20 protein-coding genes and 1 tRNA gene are annotated in these 22,655 nt (G+C 69.7%); 12 read left to right on the top strand and 9 right to left on the bottom strand.

Annotated features, from left to right (window positions below; genetic code table 11):
• Window positions 1-587: 587 nt before the first annotated feature.
• From ABD355_RS43900 to ABD355_RS43890, 3 genes are all read right to left on the bottom strand, one after another.
• On the bottom strand, window positions 588-1,250 hold the full coding sequence (locus ABD355_RS43900; protein WP_425585873.1) for an acyl-CoA dehydrogenase family protein: 663 nt from the start codon (window positions 1,248-1,250) through the stop codon (window positions 588-590).
• A gap of 358 nt (window positions 1,251-1,608) precedes the next feature.
• Window positions 1,609-2,127, bottom strand: a complete 519-nt coding sequence (locus ABD355_RS43895) for a hypothetical protein (protein ID WP_344407012.1) — start codon at window positions 2,125-2,127, stop codon at window positions 1,609-1,611.
• A 443-nt stretch (window positions 2,128-2,570) separates the two neighbouring features.
• Window positions 2,571-2,837: a hypothetical protein gene (locus tag ABD355_RS43890; protein ID WP_344407011.1), complete on the bottom strand. Its 267-nt coding sequence runs from the start codon at window positions 2,835-2,837 to the stop codon at window positions 2,571-2,573.
• A gap of 166 nt (window positions 2,838-3,003) precedes the next feature.
• On the opposite strand from ABD355_RS43890, the gene ABD355_RS43885 reads away from it, so the two are divergent.
• From ABD355_RS43885 to ABD355_RS43875, 3 genes are all read left to right on the top strand, one after another.
• Window positions 3,004-4,263 carry a hypothetical protein gene (locus tag ABD355_RS43885; RefSeq protein ID WP_344407010.1) on the top strand — a complete coding sequence of 420 codons (1,260 nt, stop codon included), beginning with the start codon at window positions 3,004-3,006 and terminating at the stop codon, window positions 4,261-4,263.
• A gap of 805 nt (window positions 4,264-5,068) precedes the next feature.
• Window positions 5,069-5,497: a hypothetical protein gene (locus ABD355_RS43880; protein ID WP_344407009.1), complete on the top strand. Its 429-nt coding sequence runs from the start codon at window positions 5,069-5,071 to the stop codon at window positions 5,495-5,497.
• Window positions 5,498-5,566: 69 nt separating this feature from the next.
• The gene (locus tag ABD355_RS43875) at window positions 5,567-6,532 is read left to right on the top strand and encodes a hypothetical protein (protein ID WP_344407007.1); all 966 of its coding nucleotides are present in this window, start codon (window positions 5,567-5,569) and stop codon (window positions 6,530-6,532) included.
• A gap of 59 nt (window positions 6,533-6,591) precedes the next feature.
• Here the strand turns inward: ABD355_RS43875 and ABD355_RS43870 are convergent, their stop codons facing one another.
• Window positions 6,592-7,098 (bottom strand): hypothetical protein, encoded by a 507-nt coding sequence (locus ABD355_RS43870; RefSeq protein ID WP_344407005.1) that lies wholly within the window; start codon window positions 7,096-7,098, stop codon window positions 6,592-6,594.
• An 87-nt stretch (window positions 7,099-7,185) separates the two neighbouring features.
• On the opposite strand from ABD355_RS43870, the gene ABD355_RS43865 reads away from it, so the two are divergent.
• From ABD355_RS43865 to ABD355_RS43850, 4 genes are all read left to right on the top strand, one after another.
• Complete coding sequence (locus tag ABD355_RS43865; RefSeq protein ID WP_344407003.1) at window positions 7,186-7,446, top strand: hypothetical protein; 261 nt, start codon at window positions 7,186-7,188, stop codon at window positions 7,444-7,446.
• Window positions 7,447-11,250: 3,804 nt separating this feature from the next.
• Window positions 11,251-11,478 (top strand): hypothetical protein, encoded by a 228-nt coding sequence (locus tag ABD355_RS43860; RefSeq protein ID WP_344407001.1) that lies wholly within the window; start codon window positions 11,251-11,253, stop codon window positions 11,476-11,478.
• Between the two features lie 961 nt (window positions 11,479-12,439).
• Window positions 12,440-12,781, top strand: coding sequence for a PadR family transcriptional regulator (locus ABD355_RS43855; RefSeq protein WP_344407000.1), 342 nt, complete (start codon window positions 12,440-12,442; stop codon window positions 12,779-12,781).
• A gap of 9 nt (window positions 12,782-12,790) precedes the next feature.
• The gene (locus ABD355_RS43850) at window positions 12,791-13,237 is read left to right on the top strand and encodes a hypothetical protein (protein WP_344406998.1); all 447 of its coding nucleotides are present in this window, start codon (window positions 12,791-12,793) and stop codon (window positions 13,235-13,237) included.
• A 730-nt stretch (window positions 13,238-13,967) separates the two neighbouring features.
• On the opposite strand, the gene ABD355_RS43845 is transcribed toward ABD355_RS43850, so the two are convergent.
• Complete coding sequence (locus tag ABD355_RS43845; protein ID WP_344406997.1) at window positions 13,968-14,858, bottom strand: helix-turn-helix domain-containing protein; 891 nt, start codon at window positions 14,856-14,858, stop codon at window positions 13,968-13,970.
• Window positions 14,859-15,597: 739 nt separating this feature from the next.
• Between ABD355_RS43845 and ABD355_RS43840 the strand changes: the two genes are divergently transcribed.
• Entirely contained in the window at window positions 15,598-15,900 is a 303-nt protein-coding gene (locus ABD355_RS43840; RefSeq protein ID WP_344406996.1) for a hypothetical protein, read from the top strand.
• Window positions 15,901-15,910: 10 nt separating this feature from the next.
• Complete coding sequence (locus ABD355_RS43835) at window positions 15,911-16,951, top strand: helix-turn-helix domain-containing protein (protein ID WP_344406995.1); 1,041 nt, start codon at window positions 15,911-15,913, stop codon at window positions 16,949-16,951.
• A 181-nt stretch (window positions 16,952-17,132) separates the two neighbouring features.
• Here the strand turns inward: ABD355_RS43835 and ABD355_RS43830 are convergent, their stop codons facing one another.
• Window positions 17,133-17,945 (bottom strand): competence protein CoiA family protein, encoded by an 813-nt coding sequence (locus ABD355_RS43830; RefSeq protein ID WP_344406994.1) that lies wholly within the window; start codon window positions 17,943-17,945, stop codon window positions 17,133-17,135.
• 334 nt (window positions 17,946-18,279) lie between these two features.
• Here ABD355_RS43830 and ABD355_RS43825 point away from each other — a divergent pair, with 334 nt between their 5' ends.
• Window positions 18,280-18,978, top strand: a complete 699-nt coding sequence (locus ABD355_RS43825) for a hypothetical protein (RefSeq protein WP_344406993.1) — start codon at window positions 18,280-18,282, stop codon at window positions 18,976-18,978.
• A gap of 76 nt (window positions 18,979-19,054) precedes the next feature.
• A tRNA-Met gene (locus ABD355_RS43820) sits at window positions 19,055-19,132 on the top strand.
• 103 nt (window positions 19,133-19,235) lie between these two features.
• Here the strand turns inward: ABD355_RS43820 and ABD355_RS43815 are convergent.
• Window positions 19,236-19,859, bottom strand: a complete 624-nt coding sequence (locus ABD355_RS43815) for a GNAT family N-acetyltransferase (RefSeq protein ID WP_344406991.1) — start codon at window positions 19,857-19,859, stop codon at window positions 19,236-19,238.
• Between the two features lie 518 nt (window positions 19,860-20,377).
• Window positions 20,378-20,515 (bottom strand): hypothetical protein, encoded by a 138-nt coding sequence (locus tag ABD355_RS43810; protein ID WP_344406989.1) that lies wholly within the window; start codon window positions 20,513-20,515, stop codon window positions 20,378-20,380.
• A gap of 109 nt (window positions 20,516-20,624) precedes the next feature.
• Here ABD355_RS43810 and ABD355_RS43805 point away from each other — a divergent pair, with 109 nt between their 5' ends.
• Window positions 20,625-21,758, top strand: a complete 1,134-nt coding sequence (locus ABD355_RS43805) for an IS630 family transposase (protein WP_344406988.1) — start codon at window positions 20,625-20,627, stop codon at window positions 21,756-21,758.
• 40 nt (window positions 21,759-21,798) lie between these two features.
• On the opposite strand, the gene ABD355_RS43800 is transcribed toward ABD355_RS43805, so the two are convergent.
• The gene (locus ABD355_RS43800; RefSeq protein WP_344406987.1) at window positions 21,799-22,425 is read right to left on the bottom strand and encodes a helix-turn-helix domain-containing protein; all 627 of its coding nucleotides are present in this window, start codon (window positions 22,423-22,425) and stop codon (window positions 21,799-21,801) included.
• Window positions 22,426-22,655 lie beyond the last annotated feature (230 nt).

The following is a 22,655-nucleotide window of genomic DNA, read 5'->3' as shown; positions in this document are numbered from 1 at the left end:
AGTTGACGGGGTGTCAGGTTGGGGGTGGGGGGTGCGGGTGCCGGGGTGGAGTGTTTCAAAGCGGGGGCGTGTCTAGAGTCTGGGTTGGGGGCTGGTGTCCTGTGCAGGATGGGGAGTTGACTGGGCGTGAGGCCGGGGGGCCCTGCCGGGGCCGGGACGGGTACGGGCGTAGGTGCGGGGGCAGGCCCGGCCATAGGGCCGGGCAGGACCGTACGGGGGTGTTCCCTGCACTACCGGGAACCCCACCCCCAGCCGCCTTGCCGCGTACTGGGGGACGCCCTGCCGGGCGCAGCGTCAATCCCTACCATGATGGTATTTCAGAAACCGAGATGCTCGCGCGATAAATTATTTTCTCGTTCACGCAGTGCGGTAATTCATGCACCGAGAAGGGGTACGGTAGATGCGTTTTCCTGGAGTGCGGAAGAGGCCTGACGGCCTCATCGTGCACCCGCCACATAACCCATGAATCTGACGGACCGTCATGGAATATAATGAGTCATTAGATGGCGCCTCAAAAAAGGTAGGGCCCCTTTCGGGGCCCTACCTTTCTGCTTTCCTTTCTCCTCTATCGAATTCGCCGGTTGCTGTTAGCCGATAAGTGTCCGTCCGACGGATCGGAGGAGTGCGTCATGGATTCCGTCGGCGTAGAGCAGCCCGCCAAGATCGGCCCGCGCCTTGCCAATTGGGGAGTCCGCGCGGAATCCGCTGGCGCCGACGAGGAGTGCGAGTTTCTGCACCGTCTCGTGGGCGGTCTCGACTCCGTGTGCCTTCGTCGCCCGCGCCCAGGTGTTCGCGTGCGGGCTTTCCTGTGCGGTGAGCCGCGCGGCCGTGACGGCCGCCAGGAGCGCTGCGTGGATCTCGGCATGGGTGCTGCCGAGGGTGACGAGCGTGGTGTCCCGCAGCCTGCGCAACAGGCCCGTCTGGATACGGGCCTGAAGGGTCCTCAGGACACGCGTGTGCACCCCTGCCGCCGTGCCCAGGGCGATCGCGGCCACCTGCGGCCGGAAGGCGGCGAAGTGCTCACGGAAGATCGTCTCGCCGTCTCCGCCGGGCAGGGTGAGGACGTCGTCGCCGGACAGCCGGACGTCGTCGAGCTGGAGGGTTCCCCACGCCCACCCGGCAAGGCCGGAAGGGGTCTCCGGGTAACGGGTGACGCCCTGAGCCTCTGCCGGAACCACAGCCGCCTGGATACGCCCACCGGGATCCTTCGCGAACGCCACGAACGCACTCGCCTCCACCAACCGGGACACCCAACACTTCTCACCCGTCAACCGCCAACCCTCGCCCCCCGGCACCAGTCGGGCAGTGATCTCGGCGTTTGCTTCGGAGGTCCTGCCGATGAGTGAGCGGCCGCGCGAGTACGGAGTGCGGTCGCTTCTGCACGCTGGCTGGGACGAGGCGGCCTGCGAGGCACTGCCCGAGGGGGCTCCAGGAGCAGATGGACCGGCAGGCGCGACCGTGGGTAGGGAGGGGCGCCTGCCGTTCTCGTGAACATTGGGCTCACTCGCCCGCTCACTGACTCTCGATTCTGCACCTCGGACGGGCACTCTTGCGTGGCGTGCGCCCTCCGGACATCCGCCGGTCGACAGGGCCGTGCACCACGGCTGTTCACACCGGATTCTCGGAGCGGCAGCATCCGTACCTGCTGGTCATGTCGTACTCGTGGCCGACCAGGATGCGTGCGCCGCAAGCGGCGCAGACCGCGGGCGTCACCGGGTTCACCCGCAGGACATAGGCGTTCTCCAGGGCCAGGACGGCGTCCACGGACTCCTTGCCATGCTCCTTGATGCCCTGTCCGATGAACTCGAAGGCGCCGTACTGAGCCCCGCACTCGCAGTCGATGCGGTTGGAGTAGGCCGGCCCGATGTCCCTGATCCCCAGCTCCGAGGTGATCCTCTCCCGCTCCTCGCGCGATACTGGCTCCATGCCCCGGTCCTTGATCCGTCTAGGGCTCCAGTACCACGCCTTGAATGCCTCGGCCTGTCCGCGGGAGAGGTAGAACGTCACCGATCTGCCGGCCTTCAACGCGTCCTGCACGGCCGCCACGACCGCGCTGTCATCCCCCGACATCACGATCCTTCCGTCGCCGACCAGGGCATCGATCTCGGCGAGCGAACCGCTCTTCATGAACGTCCTTCCGGTGGGCTCCGTCGGCTCCGACCGTTCGATGCTCACCCGTGACCGCGCCGTCGGCCAGCGGAGGCGGGCGACCGGGGGTCCGCGTCCTCCACCGAGCCGGGTGGCCGCACCGAGGCCTGCCCTGGTGAGCAACACAAATCTGGCCGGAAGACGAGGCCGTCGTCACCCAACTTCTCGACTCGGTGGACACGGCCACCGAGCTGGTCAGCTCGTAGGTCGAGGGTTGCTCAGAGAGCAAGGGAGACGTCCGATGCCCGACCGCCGTGTTCTCCCCCACGATCACACCCGCGTACACGATCGCGCCCGACACACGCCGCGCCCCACCCAACACCCCGCCAAAAAGACCGGAACACCCCACCACACCGCCACGCCGCCCACCCACAGCCCCACCACAAGCGCGCAGCACCCAAACACCCACAACCCGGGTCGTTTTAAGGGTGATCGGGGTACCAGGGGGCGAGGCGCAGGAGGAGGTGGAGGGTGCGGCGCGCGGCGGCGCGGTGGGCGGGGGTGGGGGCGTAGGCGGCGCCGAGGGCGAGGACAGCTGTGAGGGCCAGGAGCAGCAGGAGGCAGGCGCCGGCGTAGGTCAGGACGGTCCGGCCGGCGGGGCTGGGAGCGAGGAGAAGCACCGTGGCGGCGGCCGTGGCAGTGCGGGCGGGCCGGCTTCGGGGGGTGGCGGGACGTCGGCGGCCGTGCATCTGAGGGGCTCCTTTGGGCAGGTCAAGCCCGGTTCGGGCCTGCGCGGCGGCGGGTGTTGGGGGTTAGTTCACCGGATTCGGCGTGCACGATTTCCGGATACCTCGCGGGGTTCTAAAGTGGTGCGGGTGGCCAGAGGAGTGCCAAGTGCGGCGGATGTGGAGCTGATTGAGCGCCTGGCGGCACTCGGCCTGCACGCGTCGGCGGCGCAGCTGGAGCGGTGGCGGGGGGGCGGATCTGCTGCCCGGGCACGCACGGGCGTGGCTGGGGCGGGCGCGCGGCTCCGTCTCCGTGCTCGCCGAGGACACCGTCGCCGTCGCCGCGGCCCTCGCGGAGCACGCGCGGCCGGGGCGGGACCTGCGCTGGACGGTGATCGCCTGGTACGCCGAGGCCGGACGCCCGGCGCTGCCTGGGCAGTTGACGGTGCCCGAGCCGCCATGGCCGGCCGTACGCGAGGCCCTGGTGTGGGCCATGAGCCGCTCCTCGGCGCAGCGCCTGACCGTGGCCGCCCGAACCGCGGCCGACGGTGCCGAGGCGGCGCAGGACGCCTTCTACGCCCGGGCCGGGCGGGTACTGGGACACGGTCCGGCCGGGCCACCCGACCCGCGGGAGATGCGGCGGGTACTCGAGGATCCCGACGCCGAGCTCGACCGGGGTGAGGAGCGCCGGCGGCGTCGCGGGGCGGTGCGCCTGGCCGCGGCCGCCGCCATGAGCGCCGGTGAAGTCGGCGGCGAGGCCCTCGTCGACGCGCTCGCCACCCTCACGCCCGGCCTCGACTGGAGCGACGTCGCCGCCAGCGCGCGGCGGGCCGAACACAGCGGCGAACTCGACGGGTGGAGCCAGGCCGGAACCGTCGACCCGCTCGCCCGGCTCCAGGCGGCCGACGCCGAGGAGATGGCCGCCGCACGCCACGCCGCCATGATGCTCGCCGGGATCGGCAGCCTCTACCTGATGCACGGACTCGGGATGCCCGACACCCCCGCTCTCGCCCGCCTGCGCACCCAGCTGGAGGAGTCCGGGTTCGCCCTGATCGTGGCCCAGATGGCACCCCTCATGACCAACCCGAGCGGCGTCGTCCACGCCCTGTCCAAGTGCCTCTCCCCCGAAATCACCGCCCTCGCAGCCTGGCTGGAGTCGCTCCTCACCGAACACGCCGACAGCTCGGGAGGGTTACTGCGGCTGCCCGCCGACGAGGAGGGCGGGGCGGAGGCGTTCATGCAGGCCTGGATCGGCCACCTCCACCAACTCGGCGACCGTGCACGCGCACGCCGCACCCGGGACGAGGAGGCGGCCGGCGACGGCCGCGACACCGATGCCTCCGCGGCGCAGCCGTCCACAGGAGCACGAACGGACACGGGCCCTGCCGGGAGCAGCACGGACGAGGACGGCGCCGGGGCGCCGACCGAGCGGGAGGAGCAGAGCAGGTGACCAGACACAACGGTGAAGAGGCTGAACCCGACGTCGCGCGCGGCTCGACGCCCACTGATTCACCGCGGCCGCCCGCCCCGTCGTACAACACCGCCAGAACCTCCAACTCGGCGACGCGCAGCACCAGGCGGTGGCCGACGCCGTCCGCCGACTCCTCGACGCGCTCCCCAACGCCGCCGGCAGCCCGGACCTGCACCTGACGGACGCGCCCTCGCCGACGCACTCCCCCACGGCGACGAGCTCGCCGAGCTCCTGGCCCCAGGCTCTCGACGGCCGCGCCCTGTTCACCGACCGCCGAGGCCCGCAGACCAAACTCCAACGCATCCATGGGTGGGCAGAGTTCGACGGCAGTGGGAACGACATCTCGGCGATCGCCCGGCTCGCCGACACGTTCGTATACCTCCTCGGGCCGTCGGGCCCGCCCCGCCGCGGCGCCATAGCACCCGCCGGTCCGCGGCGAGTTCGACACGGTCACACGCCGCCAGGCAATCCACCGGAAACAACAGCCTCTGAACAACCCGCCCATGCGCCCGCCGCGAGCGAATTCCCCGAGCTAGGAGGCCCCTTTCCGGTCATGCCGGATTTCAAGGCGTGTACAGCCGCTGTATTCGAGGGTCACGGTCGAAAGGCGACCTGAGAGAGACTCGACGGCGAACCACTTCTGCAGGGCGAAGAAGAGCAACTGCAACGCTCCTCGGATTCCCGCGGAAGGCACCACCTAGCACCACGGCAACACCCCGTCTGGACCAAGACACAGCACGACCCACCACGAAGCCGAGAAACGACCAAGAAAGAGGTGACCTTCATGGTCATCAAGCTCATCATCTCGCAGGACGGCGCCGACGAGCCGGAGACGGCCACCACCGCCGCCCCGGCCCCGGCGGATCCGACCGCCCCGGCGGTGCCCGCCGGCACCACCTTCTCCCCCGTCACGCCGACGGCCCTGCCGCACATCAACGCCGACGGCACGTACGCCGCGGCGGACGGCACCAACTTCGCCGACACCACGGCCACGGCGCCCGGCACGCTGCCGGCGCAGCCCAACACGCCTTCCAGCACCACCGCGACGCCCGGGCAGCTCCCGGCGCCGTCCTGGCAGGCCGTGACGATCTACGCGCTGCTTCTGGGTGCCCTCTTCGCGTTCATGTTCGTCGGCGTCGAAGCCGGCACCGCCCTGGGCCTGTTCGCCCTGGTCGGCATCATCGCCGACCAGATCCGCCGCAGCCTCTCCTGACCCACGCCCTTCTGGGGCGGAGCCATACACGGCCCCGCCCCCGACCGGGCCGTACGGAAGGAGACCACCGTGGCCCAGCACACCCTCCCCCAGTACGACAGCCTCCGGCCCGAGACCCGCAAGGCCATCGGGACGGTGCTGCACAACCTGCGCATCAATGCCGGAGAGGCCGGCAAGGCCCTCGTCCTCAACGAGGTCGCCGCCCGCTCCGGGATCTGCATCGGCACCCTCTCCCAGGCCGAGAACGGCATCCGGCTCACCTGGCGCACGATCGAAGGACACGTCGAGGCATGCACCCGCACCAAGGCCAAGATGAACGCCGCGCTGAGGGCGATCAAGCGTCTCATCGAGACGGACGCGGCAGAAACCGGCTCCGGCGCCACCACGGCCGAGGAGCAGGTCGGCTCCGCGATCACCAACGACGCGATCAAGAAGGAGGCCCGCGCGTACTGGAACCGCCGCTCCGAGCTCAGGATGCCCCCCGGCATGAAGAGCTTCGAGGACGGAGTGCTCTGCCTCAGCGCGCTGAGCGACCGCTCCTGCGTCAGCCTGCGCTCTCTCGCGGACACCATGACCACCAAGGCCGGCTGCAAGATCTCCCACTCCACCCTCGCGCAGATCTTCAACGGCAAGGCCCGGCTCAACCCGACGCGTCTGCGCGGTCTGCTGATCGCCCACCAGGTGCCCTACAAGTCGTGGGCCAGCTGGTCGAACTTCTTCCGTAATCACGATCCCGACCAGCGTGGCGAGACGTACTGGGCCCTCCCGCCCGACCCGGAGACGCTCACCGCCCAGCGCAAGCAGTTCGGCGAAACGCTCATGAAGGCCGTCGGCGAGGACGTCATCATCAAGCGATACGCCACGCTGGCCGGCACCGACAGCGCCACCATCAACCAGATCTTCGATGGTGAAGACGTGGCGTATGGGGTGATCAGCAGGGCCCTCGCCGCCGCCCGCCAGTACGGCGTCTCGCCGGACACCATGCGCAAGCTCATCAAGCTCGCAGCCCCGCTGAAGTTCACCGCCACCACATAACCCGCCCCACCAGCAGGGCACACGGGCACCGGGCCACCAACCCGGTGCCCGTCCCACGTTCAGGCACCCCACCACGCGGACGGGCTTCCCCCCTCGGCGTACCCCGCCGCCTCGACGAACGTCACGACCTCGGCGACGAGCGACACCAACCCCACCCACGGGAACGGCCGCCCCGAGCCCACGACGACCAACACCAGGCGAGCGGCACGCTCTCGCCCACGGCCGACACCCCCTCGGCCATCTCCTCCTCGGCGCGGACCCCCGACGACCTCCACCGACCCGGCGAAGAACGACACGGCCACCGCGACGAAGACGAGCATGCCGCCGACCGCCGTCACGACCTCGTCGACGAGCGCCGCGAACAGGACCTCGAGGACGACGAACGTCCGTCTCCCTCTCCACCGCACCCGCCGGGAGCACCGCCGCCGACACCGCCCTGCACTCCTCGACCACGGACGTACCGACTCCTCAAGGGCAAACACAACGGCGCCCAGCACGACATCGTCGACAGCCAGCTCCCCATCAGCGACACCCAGCCCACCACCGCAGCCGACGACGAGCAGCACCCCTGGCCGCAGATCAAGGACTGGGACACGCCCAGGCCGACCACGACGCCGACCATCAGCGTCCACACATCGACGACCACCACGGCCATGAGCAGCACCACCCTCCTCGAATTCCTCGGCGAACACCCCGAACCCGACGACCAGCAGAACGAATCCGACGAGGAACAGCACGGCCACCCCCACGCCCGCGCCCACGACGGCCCACACCGGGCGAGCGGTGCGGTCTCGTCGGCGGCCGACACCGCCCCGACAATCTCCTCCTCGGCGAAGCCGGCGAAGAACGACACGGTCACCGCGGCGAAGGCGACCACACCGCCGAACACCGTCCAGGCCGCCGAAAGCCCCTGAACGGCGGCCTCGGACTTCCCGGCGAGCATCACGAACTCGATGGCGAGCACCGCGAAGCCGACAACGCGCAGCACGAACACCGCCGCAAGACCCGCGGCGCAGAGCACGACCACCACGGTGAAGGGGACGGGACGGCCTCGACCACCATCACGGCCGCCGCCCGGGCGCGCTCCCGCCCCCTGCAGGCTTGTCACACCCACCGGCGGCACACCGACCACCACGGACGCAGCGGCCGACTATCGCAGATCTCGCCAACGACCTCGTGCTCACCGAGAACCCCTCGACCACGTACACCGCCACGAGCACGACCGCCGCACGCCGGCGGCGAACACCCCCGGCCCCTCCCGGACTCACGTGCCGGCCCGGCGCACTCCGGCCGGACCTCCCGAACTCCTATGCCGGCAGCCGTGCTGCGCTCGGCCCCGTACTGCAACGAGGCGCCCCCGGCCTCCGATGAGCGTCGCCACCCGACGCACCCATGCAGCCCCGACGCGATCAGCGAGGCGCAGGAGAAGACCACGCCGAAGGCTCCACCGCACGGTGCCCAGCACCACGGCCGCCCCGGCCTGCCCGCCGGCACAACAGCCGCCACGGCCACGAACACGCAGGCAGCACCTCACGGACCACGGGCACCGTCTTCTCGGTCTTTCACGGCGGACCCCGAGTTCTCACCGCAACACCCCGCCAACGGACACCCCCCCCCAGGGCGCCGCGGACTCCTCGGCGAGCATCACGACCTCGACGACAAACACCTCGAGACCAACGACCAGCCCGGCTCGCTGTCGGCATCGACATCTCGACCACCGACGCGGCGGCCAACAAGGCCACGGACGCCGCGAACTCGGCGACGGACACCAGGAAGCCGACAACCCGCACCACCACCTCCGCCCAGGTAACCGCGGACCGTGCGGTCCCCGGTCCCCGATACCCGCCCACGTCCCCTGGGGCCGCCACCGCCAGTACCCGAACTCCCGCCGCCCCAGGCCCACTGTCCACGCCGGGTGACGACCACGCTCACGCCCACCCTGACCGGCCCGTCGACCTCCTGGACGACGAACACGGCCCTTTCCGGCCTCGGACGGCGTACACCCGGCCCGCCGAGGTCCTCACCAACGGACGCCACCCCGTTCTCCACGACCACAGACCGCCCGAACCCCTCCACGCCCAGCAGCACGACCACGACGAGCTCGCCGCGAGCACCCCGGCGGCCTGCACCGCCACAGCCGGCACGACGATCACCCCCAGCCTCCCGGCAAGCGGACACCACGACGCCTTCAAGAACACCTCCGCGTCGGCCACGCCCTCCACGACACCGCCCTCGGGCGCCGTGGACGAACCTGATGGGCTCCCCGAGCTAGCTCCCCAACACCGCGCTCCACACGGCCAGTTCGGCGCGCCGAGGTTCCGCCGCGGCAGGTGTCATCCACCCAACGGGCCCTGCGCGCCCGGGCTCGGCCGACGCGATCAGCGAAGCGCAGCAGCCGCCCTTGCCGCGGCCTCACCCGCGGACCGAACACCATGACCGACACCCAACGCCTGCACCCGGTCCTGACCACATACCTCGCACCCCAGCCCGCCCCCGGTCAAGGCCGTCGAGAACACCCTGAAGGGCCGTCACAGCCAGCGAAACCGCGGGAGCGCCTCGGGGACGGCGGACACCGTCTTCCCGCTCTCCACGGTCAACCCCCCGTGGTCGGCGGGAACATCCTGCCGACGAAGACCACGACACCTTCCCCACCATGACCGTGACGAACTCCCCGACGGTCAACACCCCCCTTCCGACCGCACACATCAACAGCGACGATCTCCCCGTCGGCCACGACCACAACGAGTCCGGCTCCTTCGCCCTGTTGGCCTCGCCCCCATGGTTCTCTCCAGCACCCCGACGGCGGCCGCGAACACCAGGAAGCCGACGCCGAGATCCACCACGGCCACCACGGAGAAGCCGACCGCCACCCCTGAACCGGTCACGACCATCGGCGAGGCCAGCCCCCTGCCCCGCACAGGCCCACCGCCCGCGAACACCCCAGACACGACTGCCTGAGCGACGAACATGGCCCTTTCCGGTCTCGGACGGCGTACACCCGGCCCGCTGAGATCACCCCGGCCACGACCACGCCCTCGAACACCACCACGGCAAGCACTACGGCTCCGGGCCGGGGACGCCTTCCGCCCTCGGCCACGGCCTCGGCCGACACCACCCTCGAGCGCCGTACCGGACAAGTCGGTGACCGACAGCAGCCCCGCAGCATCCGCGAGCTTCCCGAACCCGAGCCGCCGGGCGGCACGGACCCGCCGGCCACGGCCACGGCCCCTCCGCACCCGGGGGTGCGCCAGCACCGAAACCGTCCGCCGCCACCCGATACTTCCGCCCACACGCGATAACCCGATAAACCCGGCACCGGCATATCGCCCATCAAGACCACAGAAGCGGCACGTTCGCGAACGGCTCCCGCCCAGCAGACCCACACAAAATGCGGCAACCAGGTCGAGCGGCACCGCCGACCCCGAACAAAGGAGGACAGTCGCTCTCCGCCCAGCATCTCCGCGTGCCGCCCAGAAGGCGCAGCTGCATAGAGCTATTCAGGAAATAGGGGACGCGACCTCAGTCCATCCCTCCACCGCACCGCCCGCGGCGGCCCGTTGGGAACGCCAGAGATCCGACGTTACAAGCGGAATATAACAGTCCATTTGCCGGAGCGACGATCCCGCGACACGGCATCCCGCCCGTCCCTGCCGGGTTCCCCACACTCCGGCCGGCAACCCGCCCACTCCAGCGCGACGCACAGCCCAACCACCATCCACGCCGACGGCAGCGTACGAAACCAAAGAGAAAGCAGGGAGTCTGCCAGCAACAGGATTGCCGCGCTACTGCGCCGCGCAAAACCCCACCACCGGCCCACTGCTCAAAGCGCCCCCGGCCCCCGTACCCCCTGGCCTTTTGCGGGCGCCTGGCTCGGGGCCGCAGCTGCGGCTTTTAGCGAACGGGCTGCTCGCGGTCGGCCGCAGGCCGGGTTCCGGATACGGGGGGGGGAAGGGGCCCTCTGCGGTGCGGTGTGGTCGGTTTTGTGAGGTGCTGCGGCTGCAGAGGGCGGGGTGGCTGTTGAGGTCTTCTCGTTGCCTGGCCCGGACAGCGCAGGAGGGGCAAGGCAGCGACGCCGAACGACGGCAGCAGCCGTCCTGGAGTAGCGGAGTCCTACCTCCAGAGCGGAACTCGCAGCAGCCGCATTGCGAAACAGCCGCCGAAGACCGGCGCGAGGACGCATGCTTCCACAGCGTGGCAGCACGTCACGAAACTGTCCGCTGTCAACGCTGACTTGAGTACTCTCATCACCACCGGCAGCGCCGTGCTGACCACTCTGCTCGGTGTCGTTGCCGGCTCCTACGTCAGCAGCCGTCACACCGCCGGCAGCGCTCCTGGGACCGGCAAACCGATGCATGCGCGCAGGTCCTGCGGGAATCGCCGCCGTCCTCATCGCCCTGGCACGGGCTGCCAAGGAAACAGCAAACCGGGCCGAAGCAATCTCCGACATCGACTGGCACCCCTGGAACGACGCCCTGGCCCTCGTGAGCCTGGTCGCCGGCCACGACATCGCCGAAGCAGCTCACGCCATCGACGGACAGATACAGCGGGCCCAGCTCGCCCTGGCACGACAAGCACCCGCAGCCGACCGGTGGTTCACCCTCCGTGACGAGGTCGAAGACCGGCGCCGGTCATTCACCGAAATCGCACGCCGCCGGGCTCTCCATACCAGGACCCGCTCCCCGTCGGCTCCACGGCCGGCCCGACAGAAACGATCCGCTATGGCAATCACCCCAGCCCCCACCACCCGCAACCTGAACCAGCACGTCGCGGACTCCCGAGCCCCGATCAGCCAGCAGCTCCAGCGCAAGCGTGCATCCCGGCACCAGCACACGCCTGCTCCAGGAAACACCCACGCGAAGACCACCGGCCTCACCAACGCACCCGCGCACCACCTGCACACCGCGCTACCAGTACATCCCGGCACGCCAGATCAGCAGGCTCTGTGAGCACCGACCGGCCGCACTCTCCCGAGCTCAGCCGGCACCAACAGGACTCCGGGCGCCCGCTCTGCCGGCCAGAAGGAGATACCGGGGCTGCTCAGGACCGGAGCTGAAGCCGCAAGCAACGGGAGCCAACTGGCGAGAAAAGAACCGGTACCACGCGAGAACGCTTTCAGCGCAAAAAGGTCAACCCGGCATCAGCACACGCCCCGCCCCGGGCCACACGCCTACGCGCTGACCACGGCCATCGTCGGCCGCCGGGCGACGTCCACGTGTGGAGCCCAACCAAACGGGGCCCCACACGCAACGCCAAAGCACCGCCCAAAGCGGTGCCCACCACCGCGCCAACCCGCCACCACGACGGCGACGGCCATCAGCACGGCGCACGCGAGCATGCGGCTGCATCCGCACCCCACGCCAGGCATCATCCACCCCGTCTGGACCAACAGCGAAGCCAGATGAAACAACCCAGAACAAAGCTACCTCCCCAAAGAGACGGCGGCCCAATCCCGAGCCGGATACGAGCTGCCACACCCGCACGCAGACAAGAATCGCCCCCGCGAACTGCGGTTGCCAACCCGCCAAGACATCCCCGACCAGCAATGAAAAAGCACCCCCGCCCACCAGCCCAAACACCCCACCCCTCCCCGCCCAGACCGCCACCTGGCAGCCAGACACCACGCAATCTGCTACCTAGCAGAAAGACCCCGCGCAGACAGAAGACCGCCAAAACCCCAGACCGAAGGCCCGCCCCCCAGACAGACACCACCACAACGGCAGAGGGCCAAAAACGATCCACCCGCACAGGAAAACGCCGACCAGCACACGGCAAACACCAGCAACACCAGGCGCACCCACCCGGCCCTCAGGCAACCACCGCTGCCCCATAAGCGACTGCTGTCTGATGGAGGGAGAGATAAGGGGGGTTTTCATGACGCGCAGGTGGCAGCCATACTAGAGTTCTGGCATGGCAAAAACGCCTCGCATGACGCTGCAGACCCAACTGGTGCTGCGGGCTCTCCTGGAAAGCCCGGCCAAGGCCCGCTACGGCCTCGAGCTTTCCCAGGACGCAGGGCTTCCCACCGGGACAATCCATCCGATCCTTGCCCGCCTGGAGCACACCGGCTGGCTCGAGTCCTTCTGGGAAGACCAGAGCGAGATCGAGAAGACTGATCCGCCCAGACCTCGCCGCCGCTACTACCGCTTCACCCCAAACGGCGCCGAACACGCCCGCCTTGCTCTCGCAGCCGCCTACCAAGCAGGCGCGACCTCTGCACGCCTTCGCCCCGCCGACGGCCTGGAAAGCTGAGACGAGGACATGGACGACACCGACCTCAGCCCCAGCATGGAACTCCCCTGGCTCGTCATCCGCCAGGCCGAAAACGGCCGCCACTACCGCGTCAGCAGATACTCCACCCGCGCAGAAGCCGAAACGGTCGCCAACGCCCTCACACGCGGCGACGGCGAGCTCTTGTGGACAGAAAGCGCCTCCGGACACATCCTCAACGCCCGGGGCCCTGAAGACGCCAACCGCAAAACCAGCCGCCATATAGAGCGGGCACGACCCCTTTTCAGGGCACTCACCGCCGTCCTCCCCGCCGACGACCGCGAGCGCTGGTGCGAAGAGTGGACGGCAGAGTGGCTCGACCTCACCGAGCAGCCTCTACCCGCCCGAGCCGCCTTCCTCATGCGGGTGAGCTTGCGCAGCGGCCCCCGCCTCGCCTGGACCCTCCGCCTCACAGCGCAACGGCAGCGCGCTCGATAAAGCCGCCGCAGAGCGCAACCGCTGCCGTCCCGCACCTCGCCCCACAAGGAAATTCCCGATGGCCCGGGACCCGCACCATCCCCTTCCAGCCCACGCAGAACCCACCAACCCGCACAGCGCAACTACGGCGTCCGGCAGAAGCTCGCGGCCCGCTGCTCAGGCTCCGCCGCCAAGCGGCACCCCTTCCCCAGAACCGCCGTTCCTGCCCTTACACACCGCCGTAGTACTGCTTACCGCCGCATTCATTGGCACCATCATGGGCGGGCTGATGTTCCTCACCGAACACTCCACCCCCAAAGCCGTCCTCACCGGCCTGACCGTCACTGGAGCCTGCACCATCGCACTGCGCAAGATGATCCGCTGAACAGGACCTCGAGCATCCCCCCGTCATGTCGAGCGGTTCGGCCATGCCGCGGTCACGGACGGGCACGATCTGGGGCGGTGGCTGGCCTACCGGCGCGCCAGGCCACGCCGTTGACCGCGGAACCGGCACCACAGCTTGCGCAGCTGGATACGCGGTGGAATCTGCCGTGGCCCGTCGACCGACAGCGCCTGGTACCGCGCCCGCGACTGGGCGCGCCAGCACGGATGAGGAGCACAGCGGGGACAATCTGGCCGGGCCGCCGCCCTGGCTCGCAAGCCTCTCAGCGAACCGACCACACACCAGGCCAGACAACCCGCCACCGGCAAATCCCCTCCTGGCACCAGCAGGCTGCAGTCCACACGGGTCTCACTCCCGCAGCAGTGCAGCCAGATCGTCCGCTCCAGCATCGATACGCTGGGCCAGCCTCTGCACCAGTTCCCCGACTTCCTGCCTGATGCTCAGGTCTTCCAGCTGCCAGAACCGTTCAAGGTAGGGGCCGGTCTCCGCAAGGGCAGTGGAGCTGACGAACTCACCGCCCGGGTTCTCCAGATACAGCGAGTCAGGCATGCCGTCGGCAACGAACTCAAACAACGTGAAAGAGCCCTGCAAACCCGGGTACACCCCCAGAGAAAAAGGGATCACCCCGATCCTGACCCGGGGATGGTCGCACAGTTCCGCAATCCGCAGCAGCTGGGCACGCATCACCCGCCGGCCGCCGACCTGCCGATGCAAAACCGCCTCGTCCAAGACGCAGTCCACCTGCGGCCCCTCGTCGGCCTGCAGCAGATCCTGGCGGGACATCTGTGCCTCCAGCATGCGTTCATGCGTCTCATCCAGGCGGCCGCCCACAGAGGACTCGGCGATCGCCCGCGCGTACTCCTCCGTCTGCAACAACCGCGGCACCTGCAGATTGTTGAAGTACCGGCAGACCGACGCCGACGCCTCCAGCGCCAAAAACTGGATGAACTCCTTGGAGAACACATCACGGTACTCCGCATAAGGCATCCTCCTGCTGCCCCGCGCAAGCTCCAGGAGCGTATCCACCAACTGGCGGTCGGCGACCCCATACACCGCCAGCAACGCCCGCAGATCATTAACGGAGATACCGACCTCACCCGACTCGATCCGCAACAACTTCGACGGAGACCACTCCATCCTCACCGCGACCTCACGCTGCGTCAGCACCGCCGCCTGACGAGCCCGCCGCAACTCCGTCCGAAGCCTCAACCGCTGCACAGCAGCACTCGGCACACTCACGCCCCCCGCACCCCCAGCGCAACCACACACAACACCAGCCAGCAGACCACGCCACCCCACCCCCCTCAGCCCGCCCACCGCACGGACAGACCACCCCAACCACCCCAGAGAGATCCAACCCCACCAAGATACGCAGCAAGCAAAACCACCAGAACCGACAAAAAAAGACGGATCAACAAGACAAATATACCGCACTAGAATCAGAATTTGCGAGGGCGGAAGCGCAGCGGTGGCGTACGGGATGCACGCCAAGCCGGCACCGAAGGCGGTGTCGGCTTGGCGTGTCGGTGGGCGCGGGCCAACGCGCCTGCCGGGGGTCCTGAAACGGGTTCGGGCTTGCGACCACTAGCCGTCAGGCGGACACCGGCGCATCACCGTCGGTGTCGTGCTGGCAGCAGCGTCTTTCTGATACTGCCTAGACCGCAAGCCGAGCTGGAACAAACGTTGGGCCGCCCCGGCACAGCGCACGCGCACAGCCCCGTCACCAGGCCGGTGCACGCGGGAAGGCCGGGCAGCGCAATCCATAGCGGGCCGGGGAACACTCGCGGGGCCAGGACTTCGCACAACGCGCAAAAGCCGCACGCGGATGGAGCGGGCAGACGCGGGGGCGTGGAAGGCTGTGCCCCATCGCAGCCCGCCACTGGGCAGGGCCAACTGCCCCTGGACTGCGTGACATTGCGACCAACAGTCCAGGCCCCGGCATCACCGGCGGCCCCGTCAGGACGGAGTCCTGCGCACCATGAGCGACTTTCTCGATCCCCGCCCGGCCGGCCCGGTCCCGGTCTGCACCTGTACCCCCGCCGCCGGCGAACCGGTTGGTGCTGTGGGACGGTTCGGACCGACGCACGCGCTGATCCTGCTGATCGCTGTTCTGGGCCTGGGCAGTGGCCTCTTCCTCGCCGGTACCCCCCTGAACACGGTCTTCACGCTCCTGGGCGGCCTGGGGGCGATCGGTGCGGCCACCCTGACCGCGGCCGGCGGCGGCCGCCGCCTGGTGACGGTCTTTCTCGAGGCCGCCGTGCGCTCCGGCGCGGGCAAGTAGGGCGGCTGCCATGCCCCGTTCCCTTGTCGAGGGCGCCCGGCAGCGCCCCTTCGCCCGTCTCGCCGAGCACCTGATCGCGCTGCGCCGGACTGCGCGGCTGACCCAGCGCGCCCTGGCCCAGGCCGCCAACATCTCCCGCGGCGCCGTCCAGCGCGCCGAGTCCGGCACCGCGGCACCCACCGCGGCCGTCCTCGACGCCTACGTACGCGCCTGCGGCGGCGGTCCGGCAGAAACGGCCCGGGCCCGCCTCCTGCGCAAGTGCGGCCGCACCGCCCAGCGTGACCGGCTGCGCACCCTCAACGCGCCGGCCCCGCCCCTGATCCACACCGAGGACGACCTCGGCGCCGCCCTGGCCGCCGCCTACGAACGGGCCGGCGCCCCCTGCCTGAGCGACGCCCGCCTCACCCCCGGACGCACACCGCTGCCGCGCACCACCGCCTGGCGGATCATCAACCGCAAAGGCCTGCCGTCCACCACGCAACTGGTGACATTCCTGACCGCCTGCGGGATCCGCCCTGCCGAACACCGCCCCTATATCAACGCCTACCAGCGCATCACCGCCAACCGCCGCGCCCGCCCCACACCCCCCGCTGCACGACCCACCGTCATCCGCCACCGCATCCCCCTGTCCCAGGGCGGAACCGCCACACCAACCAACTACGCCACCAAGATCAGCCAGCCCTTCCAGAACCTGCTCACCGTCCTGTCCCGCGAGGACGTCGACACCGTCCTCAGCGCCGGAATCGCCCACCTGCTCGAGGAACGCGGACGACGCAACGGCACCCCCGCCACCGCCCCGGAATGGCTCCACCTGAGCCGCTTCATCGGCCACGACATCGACACCCGCCCGGAAAGCCCCTTCGACCTCATGACGTGTGCAGCCGGCGACCGCGGCATCGACGGCCGCGTGCGCACATCCGACGGACGCACCGCGGTTTTCGAGACCAAGAGCTACTACCAGCACCGGCCCGGCCAGCCCCCCGAGAACCTGCCCACCCGGGCCACCCAGCCCCCGCCACCACGACCGACTCCTCCCGCCCACGCCGCCTGACCACCACACCCCCTGGAAGAGCGACACCAACCCCCACTACACAGCCCCGCGCCAGTCGTTGGCCGACGCCGGGGGAAGCCCCCGCGGGGGCCGCGTGCGGGGTGGGGCCGGGTCCCTGTCGGGACCCGGTCGGTCGGGTGTGGGACCGGGGCCGTTGGCCCCGGGCGCGGGTGGTGGTGCGTCATGCGGGTTCGGGAGACGCGGCCTGGGCCGATGCGGCGTGCTCGGCGGCCGCTTCGACGTCCTTCGGGGCGGCCCAGCCGTCGTAGCGGGTGCCCAGGGCAGTGGTAGCCGTTCGGGGCACGAGGCGGCCGTGCAGGACGTCGGCGATGAACTGGGGCAGGTCCCGTTCTTCAGGGTGGTCCCAGCCGGCGTGGACGGGGCTGTGCCAGAACGGGCGCGGGTCGCAGACCTCCGCGCAGGCCACGGCGCTGAAGCCGCTCACCAGCGGGTGCAGCCGGCTGAACGGCCCGTCCGGCGCCGCAGGCCGGTAGAGGCGGGCGGCGGGCACGTGCTCGAGCCAGCGCGCCGCACGGTGCGTGAACCACACGATTCCGAGGCCGTCGTCCTGGTAGCGGCGGGTGCGGGCGAGGACATCATCGACGGGCGCGGAGGACACCTGCGCCTCCAGCGCCGTGCGCCCGCCTCCCGGCGCGGTGACCAGGACGTCGGCCCGCCAGCCGCCGTGCGCGGCACCGGCCTCCAGCTGGACCTGGTGGCCGGCCTGGCGTGCGGCAGCCGCCAACGCCCGCTTCAGGCTGCGGTGTTCTTCCGTCTCCCCGGCCGCGGCGCAGTCCGGGGAGCGGCGGTCGTGCGCGAAGAACCGGCCGCCGCGCCCGGACACCTTCGCGTGCATCGGCCCGCCGCACCCGGTACACGCCAGCACCGGACGCGGCCGCACCCGGTACACCGCCTCCCACACCACGCCGCAGCCCAGACCCTCCAGCGTCACATCCAGCGTCCCCGGTCCGTCCCAGCGCGCGGTCAGTGGCATCGGCTCGCTCCCCCTTGGCAGTTGGCCGCCGGCATCCCTCCAGGGTGGAGGCTCGCCAGCGGCAAAGTCGACCCGCGGATGGGGAGTTGACCGGCTACACGACCGGTTTCCGGGGTCACGCCCACGGACAAGTAGACCTGCCGGTCGGTGTCAAAGCTGCAGCGAAACGGGCTCCGGCCGGCCGTACTATCCCCTACGCCAAGGTACGTTGCGGCAGTCGCGGTGCTGGCGCCTTGCCGCACCGCCAGCACCAGCCCACCAGGGCGTTACCCGGGGCAGGAGCCGTCCACCGCAGGCGCCAGCCGGCGACCACCGACCGAGGAGAGGCAATACCGTGCCCGACAAGACGACGTCCCCCACCGAACTGACATCGCAGTACATCACCCAGGTGACCGGCGACCTCGAACGCAACGTCAAGGAACAGGACCGCATCCGCGGGGAGATCGCGTCCCTGCAGGAGCAGCTGGCCGCCCTGGAGCACAACCACACCGTGCTGGTGAACATGCGGCAGGCTCTCGGCATCACCGGCCCACCAACTGCGCCGGCGAGCCCGCCCGAGAGCGCCGCCGTGCCGTCCCCACGAAAGTCAGCCGGCACCGCGCCGAACGGCAGGCGCACAACGAAGAAGACCACCGCCGCGAAGACCACGGCCGCGAAGACCACGGCCGCGCAGGCGAGCCCGGCGGCCAAGAAACCCACAGCCAAGAAGCCTGCGGCCAAGACCGCAACCGGCGGGAAGACGGCCCAGCCCACCCTGGTCGAGCTCATCCGCCGCCACCTTGCCGAGCAGGGCGAACCGCGCTCTGCTGCGGAAATCGCCGCATCGCTGGACAAGGCCCATCCCGAGCGCGACATCAAGACCAAGGTCGTACGCGTCACCCTCGAAGGGCTCGTAGCCAAGAACCGGGCAGAGCGCACCAAGCAAGGCACCTCGGTCTACTACACCGCCCCCGACGCACCCGGGCCTGCGGCTGCCGCTGAAACGGGCGAGGTACGGCCCGAAGACACCGTCGCTGCCCCGTCAACCGCATGAGCTGACGCCAAGCGCCGCGCCGCAGCATGAAATCCCCCGCCGCGGCCGCCCAGATCCCGTACGCTGGGCGCACCGACGCGGGGTGGAGCAGCTCGGTAGCTCGCTGGGCTCATAACCCAGAGGTCGCGTGGTTCAAATCCCGCCCCCGCTACCACGACCGGCCCCCGGCGACATCACGTCGCCGGGGGCCGGAGCCGTTCACGAGCAGCATCTCCAGGCCGTAGGCCATCACGCCGGGCCCCGGCACGGGCCGGGCGTCACCGGCCGCCGAGCAGGCCTCTGAGGACGCCGTGCCCGTACGAGACCTGCGGGGCGAGGGGACGCACCAGGTGCCGCATCGACGCGCTCGCCGGGTACCGGAGCCGGCCGACGGGCAGCTCGAGGTCGAGCGGGGCCCCGGGCGCCAGGACCTCAAAGCCGTCGCCCTGGTAGTACGGCGCCAGATGCGGCTTGTGCGTGTGGATGCCGCCGAGCATCGCCTGGTAGCCCTGGCCGCTGTAGGAGCGGATCAGTTCGTCGACGAGGCGGTGGCCCAGCCCCTGGCCGCGGGCACTGTCGGCCACCGACACCGCCTCCAGCTCGACGAGCGAGAGCGACAGCACCATGCACAGCTGCCGGCCCAGCCTCGCCTCCATCTCCAGCAGCCACTGAACCGGCGGAATCGCGTGAGCAAGGCCGACGACCTCTCCCTCCGGGTGTTCCTGGGCCAGCAGCAGGGTCGCGGTGCCGAACTGGGCCGGCAAGCGCCAGCCGGTGCGCATCCGGTCGACGATCTCCCCGGGCATCGCCGCGTCCATGAAGTCCACCGGCTCCAGGAGCGCGCGCACCACCTCGGCATCGTCGTCCAGAGTGGCCGGGCGGATCAGGTACCGGTCCAGCACCACAAAACCGGCAGCGGCATCAGGCCGGGGCGCCGCCGGTGGCGCATTGCGGCGTTCTGCACGTCGTCGAGAGGCACGTCCCATACCCCTCATCCTCTCCCAACCCCGCCCAGAACAACGGGTGATGAGCATCCCCGCCCGCACGGACGGGGCCCTCGGTACGGCAGTGAGCAAACGGGTGATGAGCATCCCCGCCCGCACGGGGCGGGGCCCTCGGTACGGCAGTGAGCAGCAGACCGAGCCGCTGAGGCACGGGGCCGGCCGTTGACCGGCGAGGGCGTTCCCCCCTGTCAGGGGCCGCGCGAGGGTGAGGGCCGGGCCCCTTTTCGGGACCCTGGCCGGTCGAGTGCAGGCCCGGGGCCGTTGGCCCCAGGGGCGAAACGAGCCGCGCCCGGCCCCCTGCACCCCGGTCCTCGTCGACCTGGACTGGCCGGCCGCCGTTACGGCTGCACGTACCCGGTCGCGGGCCAAGCGGAACGCGGCGCCCGCCGGAGCGTGCCCGGATACGACGGGGCGGTTCAGACCCGGGCGGCGTCGATGTCGCCGGCGTGGACCAGTGCCGCCCTCAACCCCCCGAAGCCCGGGCGGCCGCCGGGCCCGGGCCTGGCGGCCGAGGCGTCCAGCAGGGCGCCGGTCCCGGCATGGATGCCGGTCAACGGACGGGCGGCGCGAACGCGTTGACCTAGTGCCGCATCAAGCAACGTTCGCCCTGTGACGTGTGCCGTCTTGCTGTGCGGGGTGGCAGTGGGCGGTCAAAATGATCAAGTGGCTGAGCATGTGCGGGTCCGGGAGATCGATGACGACGAGGGGAAACGTCTGCTGCGGATCATCCGCAGAGGCACCGGCTCGGTAGTGACCTGGCGGCGGGCCCAGATGGTGCTGCTGTCCGCGCAGGGCATGCCGGTGGCGAAGATCGCCGAGGTGACGTTCAGCAGCGACGACCGGGTTCGCGACGTGATCCACAACTTCAACGCCGACGGCTTCGACTCGCTCTACCCGAAGTACAAGGGCGGCCGGCCCAGGACCTTCACCCTGCCCGAACGCCGGGAGATCAAGAAGATCGCCAAGTCCACCCCGGCTGAGCACGGCCTGCCGTTCTCGACCTGGAGTCTGGTCAAGCTGGCGGACTTCCTGGTCGCCGAGGGGGTGGTCGACGACATCAGCCACGAGGGCTTGCGCATCCTGCTCCGCGAGGAAGGCGTTTCCTTTCAACGCGTGAAGACCTGGAAGACCTTGCGGGACCCGGACTACGCGACCAAGAAGGCCCGCGTCGAGCACCTCTACGCCATCGCCGGCGGCGAGGTCATACCCGAAGACGGCGAGCCCGAAGTCGTCTTCTGCCTGGACGAGTTCGGCCCGCTCAACCTCCAGAAACACCCCGGCAGGCAGTGGGCCGAATGCGGCGGCCGGCACAAGGACCCCGACCGCGAGCCCAGGCCGAGACGGCGGGCGACCTACACCCGCCCCCACGGCGTCCGGCACCTGTTTGCCGCCTACGACCTGGGCAAAGACCAGCTCTACGGCCACATCAAGCCGAGGAAGCACCGCACGAGGTTCCTGGAGTTCTGCCGCTACCTGCGCAGCCTTCACCTGCCCCAGACCCGCATCGCGATCGTGCTCGACAACTTCTCCCCGCACCTGAGTACGAAGAAGGACACCAGAGTCGGCGACTGGGCCGAGGCGAACAACGTCGAGTTCGCCTACACACCCACCAACAGCTCCTGGCTGAACCGCATCGAGGCCCAGTTCACCGCCCTGCGCTACTTCACCCTCGACGGCACCGACCACCCCACCCACAAGGCCCAGGGCAGCATGATCCGCCGCTACATCATCTGGCGAAACGGACACGCCGCCGACAAGCGCCTCCGCACCGTGATCAACAGGGCGAGCGTCGCTTGACGCAGCGCCAACGCCGCATCGTGACACCGCAGCCTGTCAGTTACTGCGTACTGCCGTCGTCGAGTCCAGCGATGACTCTGACGTCTGCTTCGGACATACCCAGAACCTTGGCGATCTCCTGGGTAAGAGACGGCTCCGGGTTGTGCCTTCCGCTGCGAAGCATGTGGATGGTGGACATCGATCGTGCGGTTTCCCTCGCCATCCTCTTGACCGGAATCCCGCGCAGGTCCATCAACCCGGTGAGCACCCTCGCGAACGGATGTGGCTCCAGCCGCCCAGCAGGGGTAACGGCAGAACCGAGGACCACGTTGTCGATCTTGGCTTGAAATCGGATCAGTCGGTCACCCGCAAACCCGACCTTCGCGACGAAGGGCAGGCTCTCATCACCGCTGGAACCAACCGTGCCCGGCACTGACACCTCAGTGAACCTTGAAGGGTGACCGTGGTGATCACTCCCGATCTCCAAGGGAAGACCCGGTTCGACGCGGCTGACCTTCCAATCACGGTTCCACCAGGGAAGATCCTGCAGCACCTCGTTGAAGAAAGGGGGCAGAACAGTAAGATCCACCGGGTCCGGAGGGTTCTTCTGACCTCCCCAGATGATGCCAGGCCAGTACGTCAATGCCGCGATCACGTCCACCGCCAGCGTGCGGTTGGCAATCTCCATGTCCGCACTCTCCCACCAGTCGAGAGAGCAATCTGCCGCGACCAGGCAGACGTTGGCTGACGCGGCACTAGTCCGCGACCGGGTGCGGGCATGCGCGAGGGCCGGCCCTCGCGGTGGAGTCCGGCCCTCGTGTCCGCGGGCACGCGTCACCGTGTCCTGCGGTCAATTGATGGGACTTCCTGGATTCGGCCAGAGCTGCTCTTCTTCCTCGGTTGATCCGGTTTTGAAGG

It is taken from the genome of Streptomyces longisporus (genome assembly GCF_039532765.1).
Taxonomy (GTDB): Bacteria; Actinomycetota; Actinomycetes; order Streptomycetales; family Streptomycetaceae; genus Streptomyces; species Streptomyces longisporus.
This window is presented reverse-complemented; position numbering and strand designations above follow the sequence as displayed.